Source organism: Halobiforma nitratireducens JCM 10879 (assembly GCF_000337895.1).
In the GTDB taxonomy this organism is placed as follows: Archaea; Halobacteriota; Halobacteria; order Halobacteriales; family Natrialbaceae; genus Natronobacterium; species Natronobacterium nitratireducens.
In genome coordinates this window covers 1-21,922 of record NZ_AOMA01000116.1, presented here as the reverse complement: position 1 = coordinate 21,922, position 21,922 = coordinate 1, and the positions used below count along the sequence as shown (strand labels likewise).

General features: G+C 64.8%; 23 protein-coding genes. 12 read left to right on the top strand and 11 right to left on the bottom strand.

Features of this window, described 5'->3' with window-relative positions:
- The first annotated feature begins 27 nt into the window (after nucleotides 1–27).
- Both C446_RS11420 and C446_RS11415 read left to right on the top strand, forming a co-directional pair.
- Nucleotides 28–351 carry an EMC6-like membrane protein gene (locus tag C446_RS11420; RefSeq protein WP_006673258.1) on the top strand — a complete coding sequence of 108 codons (324 nt, stop codon included), beginning with the start codon at nucleotides 28–30 and terminating at the stop codon, nucleotides 349–351.
- Nucleotides 352–353: 2 nt separating this feature from the next.
- Nucleotides 354–2,168, top strand: coding sequence for a ribosome biogenesis/translation initiation ATPase RLI (locus C446_RS11415; RefSeq protein WP_006673256.1), 1,815 nt, complete (start codon nucleotides 354–356; stop codon nucleotides 2,166–2,168).
- Between the two features lie 155 nt (nucleotides 2,169–2,323).
- On the opposite strand, the gene C446_RS11410 is transcribed toward C446_RS11415, so the two are convergent.
- From C446_RS11410 to C446_RS11400, 3 genes are all read right to left on the bottom strand, one after another.
- The gene (locus C446_RS11410) at nucleotides 2,324–3,088 is read right to left on the bottom strand and encodes a hypothetical protein (protein ID WP_006673254.1); all 765 of its coding nucleotides are present in this window, start codon (nucleotides 3,086–3,088) and stop codon (nucleotides 2,324–2,326) included.
- Nucleotides 3,089–3,136: 48 nt separating this feature from the next.
- A complete protein-coding gene (locus C446_RS11405; protein WP_006673253.1) occupies nucleotides 3,137–3,871 on the bottom strand; it encodes a class I SAM-dependent methyltransferase in 735 nt (244 codons plus the stop codon).
- 106 nt (nucleotides 3,872–3,977) lie between these two features.
- Complete coding sequence (locus tag C446_RS11400) at nucleotides 3,978–4,499, bottom strand: archaemetzincin family Zn-dependent metalloprotease (protein WP_006673252.1); 522 nt, start codon at nucleotides 4,497–4,499, stop codon at nucleotides 3,978–3,980.
- A 39-nt stretch (nucleotides 4,500–4,538) separates the two neighbouring features.
- Here C446_RS11400 and C446_RS11395 point away from each other — a divergent pair, with 39 nt between their 5' ends.
- Together C446_RS11395 and C446_RS11390 are read left to right on the top strand one after the other, a co-directional pair.
- Complete coding sequence (locus C446_RS11395; protein WP_006673251.1) at nucleotides 4,539–4,955, top strand: UPF0146 family protein; 417 nt, start codon at nucleotides 4,539–4,541, stop codon at nucleotides 4,953–4,955.
- A gap of 194 nt (nucleotides 4,956–5,149) precedes the next feature.
- Nucleotides 5,150–6,037: a TIGR01548 family HAD-type hydrolase gene (locus tag C446_RS11390; protein WP_006673250.1), complete on the top strand. Its 888-nt coding sequence runs from the start codon at nucleotides 5,150–5,152 to the stop codon at nucleotides 6,035–6,037.
- A gap of 30 nt (nucleotides 6,038–6,067) precedes the next feature.
- On the opposite strand, the gene C446_RS11385 is transcribed toward C446_RS11390, so the two are convergent.
- A complete protein-coding gene (locus C446_RS11385) occupies nucleotides 6,068–6,538 on the bottom strand; it encodes a response regulator (RefSeq protein ID WP_049920181.1) in 471 nt (156 codons plus the stop codon).
- A 158-nt stretch (nucleotides 6,539–6,696) separates the two neighbouring features.
- Between C446_RS11385 and C446_RS11380 the strand changes: the two genes are divergently transcribed.
- Nucleotides 6,697–8,343: an FAD-dependent oxidoreductase gene (locus C446_RS11380; protein ID WP_006673248.1), complete on the top strand. Its 1,647-nt coding sequence runs from the start codon at nucleotides 6,697–6,699 to the stop codon at nucleotides 8,341–8,343.
- A gap of 1 nt (nucleotide 8,344) precedes the next feature.
- Here the strand turns inward: C446_RS11380 and C446_RS11375 are convergent, their stop codons facing one another.
- Nucleotides 8,345–9,184, bottom strand: coding sequence for a glycerophosphodiester phosphodiesterase (locus C446_RS11375; protein WP_006673247.1), 840 nt, complete (start codon nucleotides 9,182–9,184; stop codon nucleotides 8,345–8,347).
- A gap of 67 nt (nucleotides 9,185–9,251) precedes the next feature.
- Between C446_RS11375 and C446_RS11370 the strand changes: the two genes are divergently transcribed.
- The 3 genes from C446_RS11370 (at nucleotide 9,252) to C446_RS11360 (ending at nucleotide 11,115) form a co-directional block, all read left to right on the top strand.
- Nucleotides 9,252–9,431 carry a GNAT family N-acetyltransferase gene (locus C446_RS11370; protein WP_006673246.1) on the top strand — a complete coding sequence of 60 codons (180 nt, stop codon included), beginning with the start codon at nucleotides 9,252–9,254 and terminating at the stop codon, nucleotides 9,429–9,431.
- A 65-nt stretch (nucleotides 9,432–9,496) separates the two neighbouring features.
- Nucleotides 9,497–10,222, top strand: coding sequence for an imidazole glycerol phosphate synthase subunit HisH (hisH, locus tag C446_RS11365; RefSeq protein WP_006673245.1), 726 nt, complete (start codon nucleotides 9,497–9,499; stop codon nucleotides 10,220–10,222).
- A gap of 62 nt (nucleotides 10,223–10,284) precedes the next feature.
- Nucleotides 10,285–11,115 (top strand): hypothetical protein, encoded by an 831-nt coding sequence (locus C446_RS11360; protein ID WP_006673244.1) that lies wholly within the window; start codon nucleotides 10,285–10,287, stop codon nucleotides 11,113–11,115.
- A gap of 15 nt (nucleotides 11,116–11,130) precedes the next feature.
- Here C446_RS11360 and C446_RS11355 read toward each other — a convergent pair whose 3' ends face one another.
- Both C446_RS11355 and C446_RS11350 read right to left on the bottom strand, forming a co-directional pair.
- Entirely contained in the window at nucleotides 11,131–11,487 is a 357-nt protein-coding gene (locus C446_RS11355) for a hypothetical protein (protein ID WP_006673243.1), read from the bottom strand.
- A gap of 133 nt (nucleotides 11,488–11,620) precedes the next feature.
- Nucleotides 11,621–12,049: a hypothetical protein gene (locus tag C446_RS11350; protein ID WP_006673242.1), complete on the bottom strand. Its 429-nt coding sequence runs from the start codon at nucleotides 12,047–12,049 to the stop codon at nucleotides 11,621–11,623.
- Nucleotides 12,050–12,225: 176 nt separating this feature from the next.
- On the opposite strand from C446_RS11350, the gene C446_RS11345 reads away from it, so the two are divergent.
- On the top strand, nucleotides 12,226–13,347 hold the full coding sequence (locus tag C446_RS11345) for a tRNA (guanine(26)-N(2))-dimethyltransferase (protein WP_006673241.1): 1,122 nt from the start codon (nucleotides 12,226–12,228) through the stop codon (nucleotides 13,345–13,347).
- A 141-nt stretch (nucleotides 13,348–13,488) separates the two neighbouring features.
- On the opposite strand, the gene C446_RS11340 is transcribed toward C446_RS11345, so the two are convergent.
- A complete protein-coding gene (locus C446_RS11340) occupies nucleotides 13,489–13,821 on the bottom strand; it encodes a hypothetical protein (RefSeq protein ID WP_006673240.1) in 333 nt (110 codons plus the stop codon).
- Nucleotides 13,822–13,952: 131 nt separating this feature from the next.
- Between C446_RS11340 and C446_RS11335 the strand changes: the two genes are divergently transcribed.
- Nucleotides 13,953–15,476 carry a YihY/virulence factor BrkB family protein gene (locus tag C446_RS11335; protein ID WP_006673239.1) on the top strand — a complete coding sequence of 508 codons (1,524 nt, stop codon included), beginning with the start codon at nucleotides 13,953–13,955 and terminating at the stop codon, nucleotides 15,474–15,476.
- A 98-nt stretch (nucleotides 15,477–15,574) separates the two neighbouring features.
- Nucleotides 15,575–16,594 carry a phosphatase PAP2 family protein gene (locus C446_RS11330; RefSeq protein ID WP_006673238.1) on the top strand — a complete coding sequence of 340 codons (1,020 nt, stop codon included), beginning with the start codon at nucleotides 15,575–15,577 and terminating at the stop codon, nucleotides 16,592–16,594.
- A gap of 72 nt (nucleotides 16,595–16,666) precedes the next feature.
- Here C446_RS11330 and glnA read toward each other — a convergent pair whose 3' ends face one another.
- A complete protein-coding gene (gene glnA, locus C446_RS11325; RefSeq protein WP_006673237.1) occupies nucleotides 16,667–18,022 on the bottom strand; it encodes a type I glutamate--ammonia ligase in 1,356 nt (451 codons plus the stop codon).
- Nucleotides 18,023–18,148: 126 nt separating this feature from the next.
- On the opposite strand from glnA, the gene lrp reads away from it, so the two are divergent.
- Nucleotides 18,149–18,610 carry an HTH-type transcriptional regulator Lrp gene (lrp, locus tag C446_RS11320; RefSeq protein ID WP_006673236.1) on the top strand — a complete coding sequence of 154 codons (462 nt, stop codon included), beginning with the start codon at nucleotides 18,149–18,151 and terminating at the stop codon, nucleotides 18,608–18,610.
- Nucleotides 18,611–19,371: 761 nt separating this feature from the next.
- Here the strand turns inward: lrp and thsB are convergent.
- Nucleotides 19,372–21,027 (bottom strand): thermosome subunit beta, encoded by a 1,656-nt coding sequence (gene thsB / locus C446_RS11315; protein ID WP_006673234.1) that lies wholly within the window; start codon nucleotides 21,025–21,027, stop codon nucleotides 19,372–19,374.
- Between the two features lie 213 nt (nucleotides 21,028–21,240).
- Nucleotides 21,241–21,922 (bottom strand): SOS response-associated peptidase (locus C446_RS11310; RefSeq protein ID WP_006673233.1); only part of this gene is annotated, 682 nt, incomplete at its 5' end.

Sequence of the window (21,922 nt, the reverse complement as noted above, 5' to 3'; positions counted from 1 at the left end):
TTCACCATCGACGACAGAGACACGTCCATGTCGACCGAATCGATTAGCGACCGACGTGAGCACATTCGCTCGATCAGCGTCACTGCGCTGTCAGCGTTGCTCGGCGTCGGCGCAGCCCTGGCCTCGCTGTCTATCACCGGGGATCTCGGGCCAGCCGAAGCGGCGACCGATACCCGGGCGCTCGCACTCGTCTTCGGTGCGATCGTCGTCCAGATTCCGCTGCTGGAGTTCTCGGGCATCTACGGTGAGGACGAGTTCGGCGTGAAACACTACCTCTTTATCACGTTCATGACGTTCTCGTTCTGGTTCGTCGTGTACGGAATCATGCTGACCGCACAGGGCCAGGCGTAACCATGGCTGACGACAGTATCGCCGTCGTAGACCTCGAGCGGTGCCAGCCCGACCGGTGTAACTACGAGTGCAAGAACTACTGCCCGCCAAACCGGACCGGCAAGGAGTGTATCACCCTCCGTGGCGAGGAGACCGACGAGGGCCAGCCCGACCAGGTTCGGATATCCGAAGAGATATGTCTCGGCGAGAGCTGCGGTATCTGCGTCGAGAAGTGTCCGTTCGACGCGATCGAGATCATCAACCTCCCGCAGGAACTCCAGGACGATCCCGCCCACCGCTACGGCGAGAACGCCTTCTCGCTGTACGGGCTCCCGGCTCCCCAGGAGGGCAAAGTCACCGGCATCCTCGGACCGAACGGGATCGGGAAGACGACCGCCGTCCGCATTCTGGCCGGCGAACTCGAGCCCAACCTCGGTCGACACGAGGAGCCGCCGGCGTGGGACGATGTGCTCGAGGCCTATCGCGGCACGGAACTGCAGGATTACATCGCCGACGTTCGGGATGGCAACGTCACGGTCGCACGCAAGCCCCAGTACGTCGACCAGATTCCCGAGCAGTTCGACGGCAACACCCGCCAACTACTCGAGAGCACGGACGAACGCGGCGCACTCGAGGAGATCGCCGAGCGACTCTCGCTTGGCCCGGTCATGGACCAGTCGATCGAAGACCTCTCGGGTGGTGAACTCCAGCGCGTCGCGCTCGCCGCGACGCTCGTTCGAGATACGGACTTCTACTTCCTCGACGAGATCACGCCGTATCTCGACATCGGGCAGCGAGTGACCGCGGCGCGGCTGATCCGTGAACTCGCCGAGGAGGAGAACCGATCGATGCTGGTCGTCGAGCACGACCTGGCGATCCTCGATCTGGTCGCGGACACCTTACACGTCGCGTACGGTGAGCCCGGCGCGTACGGTGTCATCACGCCCCCCAAGTCGGTCCGGAACGGGATCAACGAGTACCTCGCGGGCTATCTCGACAACGAGAACATGCGGATCCGGCAAGACCGGATCGAGTTCGAGGAACACGCCCCCCGGACGGCGACTCGGGGCGATGTCCTCGTCGACTACCCGGACCTCACCAAAAGCTACGGCGACGGCGAGTTCACCCTCGAGGTCGAGGGCGGTCAGATCCGCGAGAACGAGGTGTTGGGGATCGTCGGTCCGAACGGGATCGGGAAGTCCACCTTCGCGAACCTCCTCACCGGCAACCTCGAGCCGGACGAGGGCAACGCCGACCTCGATCTGGACATCTCCTATAAGCCCCAGTACGTGACGATCGACCAGCACATGCGGGTCGACGCCTTCCTCTCCTCGATTACGGATCAGTTCGGTTCCTCCTACTGGAACACCGAAATCGCCCAGCCGCTCCAACTCGAGCGGATCATGGAACAGAACCTCTCGGACCTCTCGGGGGGTGAACGCCAGCGGGTGGCTATCGCCGCCTGTCTCTCCGACTCCGCGGATCTGTACCTGCTGGACGAACCCTCTGCCCACTTAGACGTCGAACAGCGTGTCCAGGCGACGAGCGCGATCCGGCGTTACGCCGAACAGCAGGACGCGACCGTGATGGTCATCGACCACGACATCTACACGATCGACCTGCTCGCGGATCGACTGATGGTCTTCGACGGTGAACCGGCCGTCCGGGGTCGTGCCAGTCCGCCACAGTCGATGCGTGCGGGTATGAACGAGTTTCTCGCGAACCTCGAGGTTACGTTCCGCCGGGACGACCGCACCTCACGTCCGCGGATCAACAAGCCTGACTCGCAACTCGACAAGGAGCAAAAGAGCGAGGGCGAGTACTACTACGCGCCCTGATCGCGCGCTGTCTCTTATACACATCTCTGATGGCGCGANCGCCTCCCTCGCGCCATCAGAGATGTGTATAAGAGACAGGAGTGTTACGACGAGCAGTCCGAGCACGAGAGAGCCGACGACCCCGCTGGTGAGGACGACCTCTCCCGTCGCCCCGATCACGGCACCGACAGCGGCGCGAGGGTACCCAGGAGGACCAGGCCGCCCCCGAGGAAGTCCGTGGACAGTGTCTGACTATCGTCAGTCGTCGGATCGGGTCGTTCGAGCGGGTCCACGAGTCGCCACTCGGGAGCGGTGTCGTGCTCGAGGCGATAGCGGCCACCCGAAAGCGACGAGAGGAGTGCATCGCCTGCGTCCTCGAGCGATGCTACCCACCAGTCGTCCGTGTCCGCAGTGTCGTCCTCGAGGTCCGTCCGCTGGAGGTAGACGGGTTCGCCGACGACGTGATCGATCGAGGCGGCGTCGTAGCCTACGTCCTCGACGATTCTGGCGAGCAGGAACTCCCGGGACCACGGGATCGGTTTCTCGAGGGGAAAGGAGACTGTTTCACCGTGGGGCAACGCGATTACAACTTCGACAGTCGTCTCGTCGACTGTCTCGAGGTCGGTGATCCGCCCCTCGACGTACCCGTCCGGCGTGGTCATGACGTCGATCCGTCCGAGTTCGTCGGCGAGGTCGGTCTCGGACGCGTACCCGCGGCGTCGGTCGACAGCGTCGTCGCCGACCGACTCGTCGCGTTCGGATTTGCGGTCGCCGACATCGCCACGGCGACCCCCGAGTTCGACCTCGCCGTCGTCGGTTCGGTAGCCGTCCACGGTCCGGCCGTCGGGAGGCCTCCCCGTGGTTCGATCGGCCCGGGGATCGCTCTCAGGCCGATCGATCGGGCTATCGTCAGCGGTGGGGGCGTCACGGTCGTCGGTCACGAATTGCGTTCGTCGGGGGTACGGGATCGAGGGGGGTAAATCGTTCCGTCATCCCTCCCCGGGGGTCGCCCGTACTACCGCGAACAGTCCGTCCCCGTGACCGTCACGAACCGTCGGTTCGTCGTCGGCCGGGATCGCTGCCGGCTCGTCGAAGATCGTCTGGAGGCGCTGTTCGATCTCGAATCCGGCGTCCTCGAGCGCGTCGCACGCTTCTCGGGCCGTCAGGAACTCGGCATCGGCGTAGAACGGGCTCTCGTCTTTGTGTTCCTGGTAGACCTGTCCGACGGGACTCGAGCGATCCAGCACCGCGGCGACGAGGGTGCCGTCGTCCGCGAGGACACGGTGGGCCTCGGCGAGCGTCGCCTCGAGGTCGTCGACGAACGAGAGGACAGTCACGACCAGCACGCAGTCGGCCGCGTCGTCGGCGATCGGAAGGGACTCGGCGACGCCCCGGACGGGACCGACCCCGCGGTCACGAGCCGTCTCGAGCGGTGTGGCTGCTGGATCGATGCCGAGGGGAACGGCAAGTGGACCGGCGAACCGTCCGGTGCCGACGCCGATCTCGAGGGTGTGGTTGTCGCTCCAGGCTGTGTCGCTGCCTTCGTTTTCGTCTTCGCTTTTGCCTTCGATCGTGTGCGTATCGCCGTCGGGACCGGTGTCGACTTCCCGGTCGGGCAGCGCACGTTCGAGTGCGGTCAGCTCGGCGTGGTACGCGCCCTCGTTGTCGTCGAACCACTCGTCGTACTCCTCGGTGAGGGTCTCGAAAGGGGCGATCGTCGCCATTGAGTGATCGACTTGGCGAGAAGAAAAAAGAGTTGTGTGTGTGTCGGCTTCCACTCGATCTGAACCGTCCCGGGAGAACGGTGCGATCGGCGTCAGCGACCGCGTCTCAACTGATCAGCCGTTGGCAGCTCCCACAGAGGTTCTCCTCTTTGATGTCGACCTCGCGGACGGTCGGCGAGAAGTTCATAACACAGCGATTGTTGTCACAGTGCTCGAGCCCGTAGGTGTGACCGATCTCGTGGACGATCTCCTTGCGGACGCGGTTCTCGAAGATGTCGGTGGCGCTTTTGTTCGAGAACCCGCCGTCGCTGGAGGTCTGGAGCCGGTACGTCGAGACGACGCTGCCGCTGCCGTCGAGGTAGGCCAGACCGAAGACGTAGTTGCGCCGCCGGTAGAAGAGGTCGTGGGGAGTGATTGCGATGTTCTTGTCGCCACGGCCGACGCGTTCCGCGAGTTGGATGAACGTCTCCGCGGAGTACTGGTTCCGGCCGGAGTCGTAGGCACCGTTTGGGACCGACTGCGAGTCGTTGATCGACACCTCGCAGTCGTAGACCGATCGCAACGCCGACGAGGCAGCGCGCTTGACCTCGGCGGAGACGTTGCCGACCGGCACGATGTCGACGAGCATGGCAACTGCTATGGGCGGCGATACCATAAACGTCCCGCCGTGTCCCGCTCCCGTCGTCGATTCGAGTCGCTGATCGATTATCTTCGCGAGTACGATCGGGTCGTCGAGGTCGGAATCGGCCGTCGGACCGGGCTGGCGGCCGATCTCGTCGATGTGGGGGTTTCCGTGACTGCGACGGATGTCCACCCGCGTGCTGTCCCCGACGGCGTCCGTTTCGTCGAAGACGACGTCGTCGATCCGGAGCCGTCGGTCTACGCCGACGCGGATGCCGTGTACGCGCGGAACCTGCCGCCCGAACTGCACCGACCCGCGCTCGAGGTCGCCCAGGAGGCGGACGCCGACCTGCTGTTTACGACGCTCGGTGGCGACCAGCCGACGGTTCCGGTCGAGCGGAAGACGATCCGCGAGGGAACGCTGTACGTCGCCCGCGACGAGCCGGGTTCCGGGGGCAGGTAGCCGATACAACCGCAGACTGAACGACCACCCCCGCCGTTCTTTTCTCCTCTTCTCTCCTCTCTTCTCCTCTCTTCTCCTCCGCTCTCTTCCCCTCTCTTCCCCTCTCCTCTCTTCTCCTCCGCTCTCTTTTCCTCTCCGCACTTGGGTCAGCTCGAACCGACCGGCTTTATTTCCGCCGGCCCGTCTTCGTCGGTATGAACGCAGACGCAGTCGTACTCGATGTCGACGGGGTACTCGTCGACGTCGCCGACTCGTACCGGCGCGCGATCCTCGAGTCCGTCGAGCACGTCTACGACCGGACGATCCGCACGGACGACGTTCAGGAGTTCAAAGACGCGGGTGGGTTCAACAACGACTGGGAGCTCACCGACGCCGCCGCGCTGTACGTCCTGGCGACCGAGGAGGGGTACGGTGCGTCGATCGACGAGTTTACCGACGACATCGCCGCCGCTGGCGGCGGTCTCGAGGCTGCCGAGACGGTCGTCCGCGAATCGATCGGTGCGCGGGCGACCCAGCGGGTCACGGATCGCTGGGACCGCGACCGTCTCCGGGATGTCTTCCAGCAACTCTACCTCGGACCCGAACTCTACCGCGGCCTCGAGGGCGGCGAGTTCGACGCCGGGATCGATCCCGAGGACGCGGGCTTTATCCACGACGAACCGGTCCTGCTCGAGGCCGAGGCGCGCGAGCGACTCCTCGCGGAATACGACGTCGGAATCCTGACGGGCCGTCCGGAAGCGGAGGCCGAAATCGCCCTGGAACGTGTGGGTCTCGAAGACGAGATCGCCCTCGACCACCGGTTCACGATGGACGACTGGGAGGAAGGGAAGCCACATCCGCGGGCGTTGACGACGCTCGCCGAACGGTTCGGTGCTGCAAACGTGGTGTTCGTCGGCGACACGCTGGACGACGTGCGAACGGCGATCAACGCCGCCGAAACCGATCCAGACCGCGAGTACCACGGCGTCGGCGTCTTGACGGGCGGTCTCACCGGCCAGGACGGACGACGGAAGTACGAGCGTGAGGGCGCGACGGCGGTGCTCGAGTCGATCAACGAGTTGGCGTCCCGGCTCGAGTCCTGAGATTCGGGCGCTTGGTGGTCGAAGAGAGCGTTACTTCGACTTGGAGGGGAGACGGACGAACGTGAGCCAGAAGTTCTCGAACGAACCGACGAGGTCGACGAACTCCGCGGGCTCGACCGGCTTCTGGACGTAGGCGTTCGCGTGAAGGTCGTACGACCGGGCGATGTCTTCTTCGGCGTCGGAACTCGTCATTACGATCACCGGAATGCGCCGGAGTTTCGGCTCCGATTTCAGTTCCGAGAGCACGTCGGCCCCGCTGACGTCTGGGAGATGGAAGTCGAGCAACACCAGGTCCGGATCGGGGGCGTCGGCGTATTCCTCGCGTCCGTGAACGAAGTCCAGTGCGGATTCACCGTCCGAAACGGTTCGAACGTCGCAGGTGATGCTCGCCTCCTCGAACGATTCGGCGAAGAGTCTGGCGTCAGCCTCGTTCGGTTCGACGAGCAAGATAGTCACCGTATCTGTAGATCGTGGGGACCGTGGGGACCGTGGAGGCTCCATGTTCCCATCTTCGAGAACCACAGCAATCAACCACGTGGTTGCGTCGGAACGTTCGGCACCGATCCGAGCGTCCGGGAGACAGCAGGGGTCGAATGACCAAGGCGTCGGCCGGTCGCCACCCGTTTTTTGATCGCCCTCCCCGTAGCTTCGGCAGACCCATGGCGGAGTTTTCCCGCAGCGACGACCTCCCCGGCGAGCCGACCTCTCCCTGGCTCGCGACGACTCGCGACGCCGACCGAGAACCCAATGTCGATCCCGCGATGCTCGAGGGTGGTTGGAGCGTCGGGGGCGACGGCGACGTCGACATCGATGTCGCCGTCGTCGGAGCCGGTATCGCCGGCCTCTCGACCGCGATCGAACTCCGTGAGCGGGGAGAGACGGTCGTCGTCCTTGAGCGCGACCGCGTCGGGGCAGGCACTACGGGGAAGTCGACGGCGAAGCTGACCAGCCAGCACGGACTCGTCTACGACCACCTGCGCCGTGAGTTCGGCCGGGAGGCGGCGAGCCGGTACGCGAGCCTGCAGGAGGACGCTATCGACGCCGTCGAGGACCGCATTGCGGCGGTAGATGTCGACTGCGGGTTCGAACGGCAGCCGTCGTACCTCTACGGGAACGACCCCGACGAACTCGAGCGGGAGGCCGACGCGGCTCGTGTCGCTGGACTCGAGGCGAGTTCCGTCACCTCGGTGCCGCCGTTCGAGCGCGCCCAGGCTGCCGTCCGGTTCGACGACCAGGCTGTGTTTCACCCGCGGGCGTATCTGCTCGCACTCGCGGCGGAGCTCCGGGCCGACGACGACGCCTCCGTCTTGGAGGGAACGCGAGTCACCGACCTCGAACCCGGGTCGCCGGTTCGGGTTCGGGCTCGGGTCCGAACCTCTGGACGAACCGAGGACGCGAACACCGACCCCACCGGCGGAACGGAAGCGACGATCACCGCGCGCCGGGCGGTCGTCGCGACGGGGTACCCGATTCTCGATCGGGCGGGCTACTTCGCGCGGATGTACCCGAAACGCTCGTACGTACTGGGGCTTCGGCTCGACGGGCGCACACCCCAGGGGATGTACTACCGGACGGGGGAGAACCACCGCTCGGTGCGTGTCCACCGCGGCGAGGACGGGACGCTCCTGCTCGTCGGCGGCGAGAACCACAAGACTGGACAGGGTGGCTCGACGCGAGAGCGGTATCGGCGGCTCCTCCGGTGGGCCCGGGAGCGGTTCCCCGTCGCGTCGGTTGCCTACCGGTGGTCCACACAGGACTACGTCACCGCTGATCGGATACCGTTCGTCGGCCGCGCCGGGCCGACGACGGACACCGTCTTCGTCGCGACCGGCTTTCGCGGCTGGGGGATGACGAACGGCGTCGCCGCAGGTCGACTCCTCGCCGAGCGGATCGCGACGCCGGGATCGGGACCCGAGGAACTCGAGTTGTTCGACCCGTTACGATTCACCCCGACCGCGTCGCTCGGCAAGACGCTCACCGAGAACGCCGACGCCGTCAGCGAGTTCGCGACCGACTGGGCACGGACGCTGTTCTCGCCGGATCGTTCCGCGATCGAGCGAGGCGAGGGACGAGTGCTCCGTCGGGGACGAGGTGGCCTCGAACCGATCGCTTGCGCCAGGGACGCGGACGGCGAGTTGCACGCAGTTTCGGCCGTCTGTACCCATATGGGCTGTCTGCTCGAGTGGAACGACGCCGAGGAAAGCTGGGACTGCCCCTGTCACGGCTCGCGGTTCGCGCCGGACGGCGAGGTCCTCGAGGGACCGGCCACGGACGATCTCTCGCGGCGGGAGCCCCCGGGAACGTGAGCTAGGTCTCTCGGTCCGAGCTCGACAGCCCTGGGTAGTCGGCGATGATTCCGTCGACCCCTGCTTCGGCCAGTTGCTCGTACTGAGCCCACGTTTCGACGGTCCAGACGTTGACCGCCCGTCCCGCCTCGTGAGCACGCTCGAGGACGTCCACGCCCGGCTCCCCGGCGGGCAGCCCCGCGTAGGATGTCGTCGCCAGCGGCGTTCCCGGAACCGCGTTTCTCGGCGGGTGGATCGCCTCGCAGTCGTAGCGGTCGGCGATCTCGAGCCCGGCCTCGAGATCGTCCCAGACGAGGACTGCAGCGGCGTACCGGGGTGTAACCTCGCGGAGCGCGGCGAGTGCTCCCTCGCAGAACGAGGAGAACAGCAGGTCGCCGTCGAAGTCGCGACAGCAGTCGACGACGCGCTCGACGAACGGCTCCCACACCGCGCGTCGCTCGTCCCGGACATCGGGCGACAGCGATTCGCCGACCCGAAGCGCCGAGGTCCCGGGATTTTTCAACTCGACGTTGAGACCGACGCTCTCCGGGACCGCCTCGAGTAGTTCGGACAGCGTCGGGACGGTCTCGTCGGTGCCCACCACGCGAGCGGCGCGGATTTGCTCGAGCGGCGTCTCCCAGACGACGCCGTCGGCGTCCGTGAGCGGTCGGCCGTCCCGTCCCGGTGTCCCCTCGAGCCGTTCGTCGTGGATGACGACGGGCGTTCCACAGGCGGCCGGCTGGACGTCGATTTCGATCATCCCCGTCTCGTCTCGGGCCGCGGCCTCCTGGACCGCACGGACGGTGTTTTCCGGAGTGACGCCGGCGTAGCCCCGGTGGGCGATGATGTCTGGTTCGGTCATACCTGATCGACGGCGACGGGACTAATGGAGGCTGCGTTCCCCACCAACCTCTCGGCATCCGCGACCGATGCGTCCACGTTTATCCGAAGAGCTGATCGAACGCGCCGGGAGTCGGGCCCACGAGACGGGATGTGACGAATCCGAACTGGAAGTCAACGTCGAGAACGACCGTGCCCTCGCCTTCTACGAGAAACTCGGCTTCGAGCCGTCTCGTCACACGATGATCGCCACCGTCTCGAGGAACTAACCACCGAGAACACAGCCGATTGCTCGAAAGACAACACACTTGGGTGCGCTTCCCCGACTACGCGTATGAGCACCGTTTCGTCCGACCAGACGCAGTCGCTCGCGTCCGTGGTCGTCGTCGACTACGGACTGGGGAACCTGCGAAGCGTCACCCGCGGCCTCGAGCGTGCGGGTGCCGACGTCGAGATCACCGACGATCCCGCGGCCTTCGAGGCCGCCGACGGCGTCGTCCTCCCGGGCGTCGGCGCGTTCCGCGAGGGCGTCGAGAACGCCGACCCGCTCCGTGATGACCTCCTCGAGGTCGCTGAGAACGGGACGCCGCTCTTTGGCATCTGTCTTGGCATGCAGATGCTGTTGACGACCAGCGAGGAAGGCGACAACGACGGTGAGTCGGCCGTTCAGGGGCTCGACCTGATCCCCGGCACCAACGTCCGGTTCGACGAGGGACAGAAAGTCCCCCACATGGGCTGGAACCGACTCGAGATCGAGCGCGACCATCCACTGGTCGAGGGAGTAGACAGCGTTGCGTCGGAGACACAACGAGACGACGGCTCCGCCGAAGGCGGACCCGTCGACGGCGAGTACGCCTACTTCGTCCACTCTTACTACGCCGTCCCCGACGACGAGGACGCGACGGTCGCGACGACCGACTACGAACGGGCGTTCCCCTCGATCGTCGCCAACGAGGCGGGCAACGTCTTCGGGACCCAGTTCCACCCCGAGAAGAGCGGCGAAACCGGCCTGCGGATTCTGCGGAACTTCGTGGAAATCTGCGCCGCCGAAGAAGAGTAACCGTCTTTTCACCGGGCCGGTTTCGCGGTGCACTTATGCTCCATGCCGACCGTTGCTCGGGTATGTACGCCGTCCTCACCGACGATCCCGACCTCGCTCGAGCCGGGATCGGCGACCGAAGCTACCACTTCGTGGAGTACGTCGACGGGAGTCGGAACGAACCGATCGAGGACCCGAACGTCGTCCACTCCGTGGCCTGCTGGGGTGACACCGAGACTGTCGAAGCGGAGCCCGACCGCGCGGCCGTCGCCGCCGACGGGACACGCGCGACGGCGACCGGCGAGGGCGGCTGGGGGACCGTCTGTCCGACCGATCCCGACTACCGCGACGGAGTACTCGAGCGGATCGAGGAACTCGAGGGAGACGTCCGGCTCACCACGCTTGGTTTTCCCGGGGAAGCGTACTGTCAGTGCAAGCGGTGTGATCGTCGGTTTGCCGACGCCGAGTCCGACGACCGCACGGCCTGGCGAACGACCGTCGTCACGGATTTCGTGGCCGCGGTCGCCCGGCGGGTCGACGGCGACCTGCTCGCGACTGCGTACCCCGACCCCTACCCCGGCCAGCTCGAGCAGCGGGCCGGGATTGACCTCGCGGCGCTCTCGGCGTTCGTCGACGGCGTCCTCGTTCCGCTGTGCAGTCCGGGCTACGAGACGAGCTACTGGGTGGAGTCGATCGCACGCGGGTTCGACGCCACGCTCCGTGAACTCGAGACCGACGTCGAACTGGCGATCCAGCTCTCCGGAGCGCGGATCGAGCCGGATCGATTGGCGGAGGTCACGCGAACCGTCGAACCGTACGCCGACGAAATCGTCTACGGCACCTACCCGGACGACGCCGAAACCGTTCGAGAGACGATCGAACTGCTCCGCGAACAGGCGGCCGTTCCGGGTTGATCTCGTCGGTGCCGATCAAAGAAACTCGCGAACTTCCGAGTACCACATGTCGTGGTAGTCGACGTGGCCGACCCGGCGAGCGATGGCGACCGCGAGCACGTGCCAGCAGAGATCAGTCGGGTCCTCGTCGTCTAAGTTGTACTCGCTGTCCTTGCAAGTACAGCCGCCGCCTTCGACGATGTACTCGTCTTCGTACCCGACGACGATGGTAAAATCGCGGTAGGTTTTGACCCGGTTCTCGCTGACGGCTTCGATCGCCCGGACTCCGCGGTCGCCGTGGAGCCGGGAGACCCGCTCGACGATCTCCGGTGTCAACTCCCCTTCCTCCTCGAGTTGCGCTTGCCACCGCTCGACCGGCGTACCCTCCGACACGGTTGAACCTGTGTCCCGGACTGTAAAATCGGTTTGGTTGTCCCGTCGTGGCGTTGCTGACCTGCCGCTGGACTGAAACCGGCGTGAAAGAATAGCTGACCGAACTGTAACGCTTTATCTGCGTTGGGTCGCGTTAGTCGTCGCCGGTCGCGCCCTCGAGTACGGCCGTCACCGTCTCGTCTCTGTCTTCTTCGATCGTGACGGACTCTTCGACGGTGTCGAACTCGCCCTCGGTGCTCTCGACGATGACATTGTACTCTCCTTCGTAGAGGAGCCCCGTCGTGGTGATTTCGCCGTCCGCGATGTCGACACTCTCGATGTTCGTCCGGAAGTCTTCTTCGACGCTCTCGACCGTAACGGAGACCCCGTCCGAGACTCGCTCACCGTTCTCGTTCTCGAGTTCGATCGTCAGATCGCCGGGCTCGTCGAGATCGAAGTCCGGTTCGCCGTCGTTTTCGTTCTCGCCTTCCTCTTCGTCGCCCATACAGCCCGCAAGCCCAGCGCCACCGAGGGCTGCGAGAGTCGCACCGAAACGTCGACGGCTCAGTGATCGTCGGCTCATGTCTTCCCGGTGTGATCCGTCCTTGATAAACGTTCAGATATTTCTTTACATTGTCCGTTGATAACCGGTTTCAATGGATGAATGTCACCCATAAACACCAATGAGCGGTAATGACACACACCCCGAGCCGCCGCGAGACCACGCCGCTTTTCGCCGTGCCGCGAGGAGACCGGTGTATGCGCGTCACAGAGGGCGGTATCGAACTCGAGGTCCCCGGCGAGCAGACGGAGGGTGTCGAGGAGTCGGTCTTCTACAACCCCAGACAGGAACTGAACCGCGATCTGACGATCGCGACGCTGCGGGCCTACCGCGACCGTGAGGAACGTGCCGAATACTACCTCGATGCGATGGCGGCGAGTGGCATTCGTGGGGCCCGCGCGGCGGCCGACGAGTGGAACGTTACGTGCTGTGATGTCGACGAAGAGGCAGTCGAACTCGCCCGCGAGAACGTAGCGCACAACGACCTCGGAGAACAGGTGTCCGTCGAGCACCGCAACGTCAACGCACTCATGCACGAGGAGGTGTTCGACGTGATCGACCTGGACCCCTACGGGACGCCGATGCCGTTCGCGGACGCTGCCTTCGCGAACTGCCGAGACCTCGTCTGTGTCACCGCGACCGACACCGCACCGCTGTGTGGCGCACACTTCAACAGCGGCGTCCGCTCTTATTCTGCGGTGCCACGGAACACGGACTATCACCCCGAAATGGGCGTCCGGATTCTCCTCTCGGCGCTCGCCCGCAGCGCCGCGCGGTTCGACGTCGGCGTCACTCCCCTGCTGACCCACGCCACCAGCCACTACGTCCGGACCTACCTCGAACTCGAGCACAAAGCCACCGCGGCCGATGCCACAGTCGACGAACTGGGACACATCTACCACTGCGAGGACTGCACGTACCGCGAGACCGACCCCGGACTGATCGCCGACCCGCTGGAGGCGTGTCCACACTGTGGCGGAACACGCATCCTGACGGCGGGACCGGTCTGGCTCGGCTCCGTTCGAGACCCCGAGTTCGTCGCTGCCGTCCGCGCGGCGGTTCCCGACTCTTTCGGTACCGCGGAGAAGGCCCGGGAACTCTGCGAGACGCTCGAGGCCGAACTCGACGAGCCGACCCACTACGACCAGCACAAGCTCTGTCGCAACTGGGGGGTGCCCGCGAACGCGATGGACGAGTTCCTCGCAGATCTCCGGGACGCGGGGTACGAAGCCTCGCGGGCACACTACGGCGGGACGACGTTCAAAACCGACGCGAGCGTCGACGAGATTCGCGAGGCGACCGAGGAGAACCTCGTTTGAATACCACTCCACCTTCGACCATTTTCAGCAATTTCGAGGCGGAGCCCCCGGCCTCAAGTCGTGCGTGACCTTCGGTCCCACGCTCCCCTCAACGAGCGGACCGCCTATGCGGTGAGCGAAGTGGGGTGGGGTCGTTTACGTCTATTTGGTAGCCGTCCCTTTCCGTCGCCTGGCATAGACCACGACGAGCGTGGCGACGAGGACCGCTGCTCCAGACAGGAGTTTCGTCCGCCGACTCGAGCCGGTCGTTTCGCTCCCGGTGGTTTCGTCGCTCGAGTCGTCCACGTTCTCCGTCGAGGCCGGGTCCGGCTCGCTCTCTCCAGTCTCGTCTGTCTCAGTTCGTTCGGTCCTCGCGGTCGCGTCGTCCGGTCTCGTTTCTGCTTTTGGGTCCCCGGTGTCGTCGTGTTCGGTCCGTTCGTCCGTCGTTTCCGATCCTTCGCTGTCCGCGAACGGCAGGAGTTTACGTCCGTTCATCGATATCGTTCTGACGTGACCCGGGACAATCGTTCCGTCGTCGCGTCTCTCGAATTGAGAACGAGTGAGCCCCAACGTCCGATAGCCTCGATGCCGGACGCTATTAGTTCGTCCTCAGCGTCATCTTCGGTGTGCTCGATTACAGTTCCGGTCTCGAGTTCGTGGCCCGGGTCGTCAGGGTCGCACGGATTCAGCAGCTGACGCTGCTTTCCGCTGGCGTCGCGTTCTACGGGTTCATCTCGCTGGTTCCGCTCGTCCTGCTCGGGCTCGGGATCACTGCGTCGATCGGTGGCGAGGAACTCGCCGCGCGACTCACCGCGGCCGCGGGCGACGTCCTCACCCCGTCGGCCCAGGAGCTACTGGCCGAAACCGTCGTCGACCAGACCGGACGGCGCAGCGCGACCGTCGTCGGTGCTCTCGGACTGCTGTGGGGTGCCAGTCGCGCGCTTCGCGGCCTCGACCGTGCGTTCTCCGCGATCTACGGAACCGTCGCGACGAAGTCCCTGCTCGATACCGTCTGGGACTCGACGCTCGCTTTCGTGACGATCTCGGTCGGCCTGGCTGCCGTCGGTGTCCTCGAGGTGTTGCTCCGTCTGGTCCCATTCCTCCGGGTCGCATACCTCGGTCACGCCTTCGTCATTCTGGGATTGATAGCGGCGTTTTTCCCGTTGTACGTCCTCTTTCCGGACGCAAACGTCGGGGTGCGGGAGGCGCTTCCGGGGACGATATTCGCGGCGCTTGGCTGGTTCGTGCTGAACCGCACGTTCTCGGTGTACGCCACTATCGCCGGGGAGTTTACGGTCTACGGCGCGCTCGGGGCGGTGTTTCTCGTCCTCATCTGGCTGTACGTTGGAGCCGCGTTGCTGATCGTCGGAGCGATCTGTAACGCGGTGCTCGCCGACCGTGAAGTGGATCGGCAGCTACAAAGTCCCCGCGCCCGACAGGTTCCGCTAGGAGCGATGACCGACGACGACACGGGTGCCGACGACGGGACCGCGGCAGACGCCGGCAGCGGGGCGAACGGAGTCGGAAACGGCGAATCCGGTCCGGAAGACGGTCCCGACGAGGGGGCTACGTCCGATCGGGGTGCTGGGGACGAAACCGATTTCGAGCCCGGGCCGGAATCCGGTCCTGATCCTGTCCCTGACCCTGACCCTGAGTCCGACTCCGAACCCGACTCCGACTCCGAACCCGAACCCGAACCCGAACCCCAGTCAAAATCCGAACCCTCGGAGGCGTCCGACAGCCGCCCCGGAGCCGGCACCGCCCGGACTCGAGACCGGTCCGACGATCCCGAGGCACTTCGCGAGGAGATCGAACGCCTGCGGGACCGCGTCGAATCGTTCGAGTCCAACGTCGAGTCCCGAACCGTCGAGAAGAACTCGCTCGAGGCAGAACTCAAGCGGTACGTCCGCCGGCGGATGCGCCGGGGTCACGCCCGCGGCTGGGGGCCGTATCTCGTCTTGCTGTACGGCACCGCGATGAGTATCGCGGCCTTCTTCGGACTCGACGGCGGCTGGGCCATCCTGGCGATGTTCGTCGTCTGGACGTCCACGCTCGGTCTGTACGTCCTTATGGTGCTCTTTGGTGCCGGCCTCTCGCTGCTTGGCGTGCCGGGTCGACTCCGAGATCGGGTTGGTGAGTGGCGGTCCTGAACACGTCCGCTTTCCTGGGTTTCGTTGCAGGTGGTGCTATCGGTCGGGCTCTCACTCACCGCCGGCTATAACAGCCAGTCGGTCGTACGCCTCCATCGATGTGGTTCGATCCGAGTCACGTCGAAACGGTCCGTGACGCCTTTCCGGAGTGGATGGCGTTTCTCTTCGCTTTCGTCTCGTATCTGGGGAGTGTCTGGGTCGTCGCTCCGGCGGTCGTCCTCGCGTACTGGTTCTGGGATCGCCACCGTTTCGCCGCCTGGATCGGGACCGTCATGGGCGGATACGCCGTCATGGTCGGACTCAAGAACGTCTTCGCGATACCGCGTCCGGGCGTCGGTCCCGCGATATCGCCCGACGCGCTCCCGACCGTGCTCGCTTTCCTGTACGCGCCGGCGGTCGAGGTCCATACGATGGCTTTCCCCAGCGGCCACGCGCTGGCCGGTACGATCGTCTGGACGATGCTCGCCCTCGAGAGCGATCTGGGAACCCGCAGGCAGCGTCTCGCGGCCGCGGCGACGGTGATCACCCTGGTCGGGTTCTCCCGGGTCGGAGTGGGCGTCCACTACCCGATCGACGTCGTCGCCGGCGTCGCCGTCGGCGTCGCGTACCTCGCGGGCGTCCTGTGGCTACGGGGCCGCGTTGCAGGACGTGTGACAGCCGGCCCGTGCCACCGGCCCCGTCGTGCCGTTACCGACTCGAGTGCACGTCCGGGCGGACCGGCGAAGGTGAGCCGGACCGACCACGGCGTTCGACCGCCCCAATGCCGGGCCGCGACCGCTACGTTCGCCGTCGCTGCGGCCCTCGCGGCGATCGCGTTCGCGATCAGTGAGACACCGGACGCGGCCGCCCTGTTTGGCGGCGCAGTCGGTGCCTTCCTCGCCTGGCAGTACGCAACACCGGCCGCGGAACCGTGGCCGCTTTCGGCTCCGTACGTCGGCCGGGCGCTGTTTGGCGTCTCGGCGCTTGCACTCGTCGCGCTCGTTCTCGTCGTCACCGATGCCGTGTTCGCCTGGCTGTTCGTCGGCCTCGCCGGCGGACTCCTCGTCCTCGCACTGCCGCGGCTCACGTCCTCGAGGGCGGTGTTCGACGGTTCGAACGAAAGTACCCGGCTGACGTGACCGGCGGGTCACGTGGGACCGGAGTGGGTAATAGGGGGTGAGAGCGATCAGCGGAACGTCTCGAGTGGACGATCAGAACGTCTCGAGGTAGCGATCGAGCTCCCACTGGGAGACGTCGACGAGGTACTCCTCGAACTCCTGGCGTTTGGCCTCGACGAACTTCGGTGCGACGTGATCGCCCAGCGCCTCGTAGATAACGTCGTCCGCTTCCAAGGCGTCGACGGCGTCGCCGAGGTTCGACGGCAGCGTCTCGATGCCGTACTCTTCGCGCGTCTCCTCGTCGAACTCGTAGATGTTCTCCCGGACGGGGTCGGGACACTCGAGGTCGTTCTCGATGCCCTCGAGACCGGCGTGGATCATGACTGCGATGGCGAGATAGGGGTTACACGACGGATCAGGCGATCGGAGTTCGATGCGGCTCGCGGCCGGGACGCGGGCTGCGGGCTTGCGGATCAGCGACGAGCGGTTGCGGTCGGACCAGGCGACGTAGACCGGAGCTTCGTAACCGGGCACCAGGCGCTTGTAGCTGTTGACCGTCGGGTTCGCGACCGCCGTGATCGCCGGCGCGTGTTCCAGGACGCCCGCGAGGAACGACCGTGCGGTCTCGGAGAGATCGAACTCGTCGCTCTCGTCGTGGAACGCGTTCTCGCCGTCGTCGGTGAAAAGCGAGATGTGGGTGTGCATCCCCGAGCCGTTGATCTTCGGGATCGGCTTGGGCATGAACGTCGCATGGTACTCGTGTTCGGCAGCGATCGCCCGAACGACGGTACGGAACGTAGCGACGTTGTCGGCCGTCGAGAGGGCGTCGTCGTAGGTGAAGTTGATCTCGTGTTGGCCCTCGGCGACCTCGTGGTGGCTGGCCTCGACCTCGAAGCCCATCTCCTCGAGCCCGTAGATGATGTCCCGGCGAACGTCGCTTGCGAGGTCCTTCGGCGCGAGGTCGAAGTAACCACCGGCGTCGTTCGTCTCGGTGGTCGCACGACCGTCCTCGTCTTCCTCGAACAGGAAGAACTCGGGCTCGGGTGCGGCGTTGACGGTGTAGCCCATCTCCGCTGCGCGCTCGAGGGCGCGTTTGAGTACGCGCCGTGGGTCGCCCTCGAACGGTTCGTCCGTCGAGGTGTCGTAGACGTCACAGATCATTCGGGCAGAGCAGCCGTCCTCGCAGTTCCGCCAGGGAAGGATCGCGAACGTGTCCGGATCGGGAACCAGACGCATGTCCGATTCCTGGATACGGACGAAGCCCTCGATCGACGACCCGTCGAAGTAAATCCCCTCGGTGAAGGCCTTCTCGGCCTGGCGGGCGGGGACGGCGACGTTCTTGACCGTGCCCAGAATATCGGTAAACTGCAGACGGAGGAAATCGACTTCTTGCTCTTCAATTTCGTCGAGTACCGCCTGTTCGGCGGCACTGATGTTTCCGCTTGTCATCCGTATTGTCGTCCTATCCTCGTATCTCGCATACTAAAACGCTGCTGCTCTGAGCAAATCTTCTCTTCCCCATCGGGAATTGAATATTCGTAAACTTCTAAAGGGTCGAATGAGTCGTTACGGTTGATGACGTACGAAAATCTCGATGCAAAACTAGTGAATGCACTTCTCGGCGACGGCCGCGCGAGCCTTCGTAGTCTCGCCGAAGAACTGGATGTCTCCGTTACTACCGTCTCCAACCATCTCTCCGATCTCGAAGAGGAAGGCGTTATCGAAGGCTACACACCACGACTCGATTACGACGCCGTCGGCTACGACGTTACCGCCGTCATCCAACTCCAAGTCGAGGGCAACGCCTTACCCGACATCACGGACACGCTGCGTGAGCACCGGCAGATGATCTCCGTCTACGAGGTCACTGGCGACTACGACGTGATCGCTATCGGGAAGTTCAAGGACACAGACGGGATGAACGACCAGATCAAGGAACTCCTGACCGACCCAGATATCAAGGCCTCGAACACGAGCGTCGTGCTCAACGCGGTCTCGGAGAACGAGCAGTTCGAACTCGACGTCGACGATACCTGATTCCCCCGGTACGGACCGGACCGACGACACACCGCCTCGGTTGTCGCACGGACGAGGCGACCACACCGGCTTTAACCGTGGCAAGCCCGACGGCTGTTTTCACTCCGGTATCGTCTCGTTCGACTGTGAAGCAACGGTGAGGCCGTCACTCGAGCGATTCACTGGAGTCGTCGCCCGCCCGTTCGTGCCGACCACACTGGTTGCCTCGTCACGAATCGGACTCTCGAGAGTGGCGACGTTTTACGCACCCAAGCGATGGCGACCCCGAGCAACCCCACTATTTCGCGAACGACGTGTGCATCCGTGTCGGGACGAGCCGTTTCAGGTCCGGATATACAGAACAGTCGCACCAACTACCAGAAACAGCAGTCCCCACCACAACGAGTCGCCGGGCAGGACTTTCAGGACGAGCGTGACGATACCGGACGATATCAACGACCAGCCGAGCGTTGTCTGGAAGGCCATGGCCGGCGTACGACGGCAAGCACAAAAGATCACCGGCTTGCCTGGAGCAACCGCGGGGTCGCCACTCGAGCGAACAGAGGGGACGAAGTGGACTGCAAAACCGGTGCCTGACGAATCTGGCTTCTCCCACGAGTGAACTCGTGGGCTCTCGCGCTGTTCTCGCTGTAAGTCAGGTATAGTAGCCACTGCAAGTCAGTGCGCACTGATCGTCGGACGGATCGGGATCAGTGTGCAACTGGTTGCAGTTGTTACTGTATTCTGTCGGCGAGCGACGAACGGGAACGGAGCGTGGACGCCTACATCATGCCGCCCATGCCACCGCCCATACCGCCGCCCATGCCGCCGCCGGGCGCGCCGCCTTCCTGGTCGTCGCCCTTGTCGGTCGACAGGTCGCCGGCGGAGATGATGTCGTCGATCTTGAGAACGAGGTTTGCGGCCTCGGAAGCAGAGCTGACGGCCTGTTCCTTGGCGTGGGCCGGTTCGACGACGCCAGCGTCGTAGGTGTTCTCGATGTCGCTCGAGAAGACGTTCAGGCCAGCCTCGACCTCGCCGTCCTCGTGAGCCGCGCGGAGGTCGACGAGCGTGTCGATGGAGTCCAGACCAGCGTTCTCGGCGAGTACGCGCGGGACGAGCTCGAGCGAGTCCGCGAAGGCCTCGACGGCCAGCTGCTCGCGGCCGGAGACGGAGTCGGCGAAGTCACGCAGTCGCGAAGCGAGCTCGACTTCGATCGCACCGCCGCCCGCGAGGACGCGACCGTCGGAGACGGTCTGGGCGACGACGTCGAGCGCGTCGTTGACGCCGCGCTCGAGTTCGTCGACGACGTGGTCGGTCGAGCCACGCAGCAGGAGCGTGACGCCGTGGGCGTCTTCGCCTTCGACGTAGAACAGCTCGTCTTCCTCGTCACGGGTGACATCACCGTGACCGAGGTCGTCGGATTCGGCGCTCCCGAGGTCGGAGACGACCGCCGCGTCGACGACCTCCTGCAGGAACTCGAGGTCGGACTTCTTCGCGCGGCGGACGGCGAGGATGTCCTCTTTGGCGAGGTAGTGCTGAGCCAGGTCGTCGATGCCCTTCTGACAGAAGACGACGTCAGCGCCGAGGTCGGCGATCTGCTGGACCTTCTCCTTGAGCTGCTCTTCCTCGCGGTCGAGGAACTTCTGGAGCTGGTCCGGATCGGTCACGGAGACTTCGGTGTCGACGTCGGTCTCCTCGACCTCGATGGCCTCGTTCAGCAGCAGGACATCGGCGTCTTCGGCTTCGACGGGCATGTTGTCGTGGACGGGGTCTTTGTCCACGATGCCGCCCTCGAGGAGGTCGGATTCGTCGACGCTGCGGCCGGTCTGGGTCTCGATGTTGAGGAACTCGAGGTCGACGACGTTCTCGCCCTCGTCGTTCTCGACGGTGACGGCGCGGACGGCGTCGACGATCAGCTGCGAGAGGTGCTCCTTGTTGACCTCAGCACCCTTGCCGGTCATCGAGGTTTCGGCGGTCTTGCGCAGGAGGTCCTCGTCGCTGGTGTCGATGTCGGTCGCGATGTCGTCGATCTCTTCGCGAGCCTGCTCGCTGGCGAGGTGGAAGCCCTTGATGATCGCCGTCGGGTGAATGTCCTGCTCGAGGAGGTCCTCGGCGTTTTTCAGCAGTTCGCCGGCGATCGCGACGGCCGTCGTGGTGCCGTCACCAGCTTCGTCCTCCTGGGTTTCGGCGACCTCGACGATCATCTCGGCCGTCGGGTTGTCGATGTCCATCTCCTCGAGGATGGTGACGCCGTCGTTGGTGATCGTCACCGATCCCATCGAGTCGACGAGCATCTTGTCCATCCCTTTCGGACCGAGCGTCGAGCGGACGGCCTCGGCGACCGCTCGCGCCGCGGAGATGTTGTAATCCTGCGCGTCCTTGTCCTTGACGCGCTGGGAGTCCTCGCTCATTACGATCATCGGCTGACCCTGCTGCATTCGCTGGCTCATAGTCATCCGACTCATTGATTGTGCTTCTATATAAAACCTTCGCTATCTGGGTCGGTCGGTCCTACGTCAGCATCGCAGAACTAACGACAAAACCACCGTACTGCGGACGTATAGTCCGATTATCTTGGTGCTCGATACCATCCCTCTATGTAGGGGTCAACCCGGCGACGCTCGTCACGTTTAAATACACTCGTTTGCGGTTCAGGGCTCGAGCGGTTCGAGCAGCGACGGGTCGTCGTTCCCAGGGTCGTTGACCGCCGTAGAAACCGGGTACGCCCGCATGCCGTCGGCCGGATACGGCTCGAGCAACGCTTTCGGATCGTCCCCCGTCAGCCACTCCTGTTCATTGCCAGGCTCGAGAATCACCGCCATCCGGTGGTGGAGGTCCCCGACAAGGTCGTTCGGCTCCGTCGTGACGATCGTGAACGTCTCGAGCGGGCCGTCGTCTCTCTCGGCGTCCGCGCTCCCGCCCCCGAAGGCCTCGAGTCCCGCCTGGGTCGTCTCCTCGTCGGGCTCCCAGCGTTCCCACAGGCCCGCCATCGCGAACGGCCGGTCGTCCTCGAAGGAGACTCTGTAGGGTTGCTTACCATGCTCCGTCTCGACCCACTCGTAAAAGCCGTCCGCGGGGACGAGACACCGCCGAGATTCGTACGCCTCCCGAAAGCTCGGCTTCTCCTCGAGCGTTTCCGCACGTGCGTTGATCAGCCCGCCGTTGTCGTCGTCGGCCCACGACGGAACCAGCCCCCACTCGAGGCGCTGAACTGTGTCCGGTTCGGCGTCCGTGATGACGGGGAGCCGCTGTCCGGGTGCGGCGTTGTAGCGGGGCGAGAACGGTTCCTCGAGGGTTACGTCGAATCGGTCCTCGAGGTCGTCGGACTCGAGG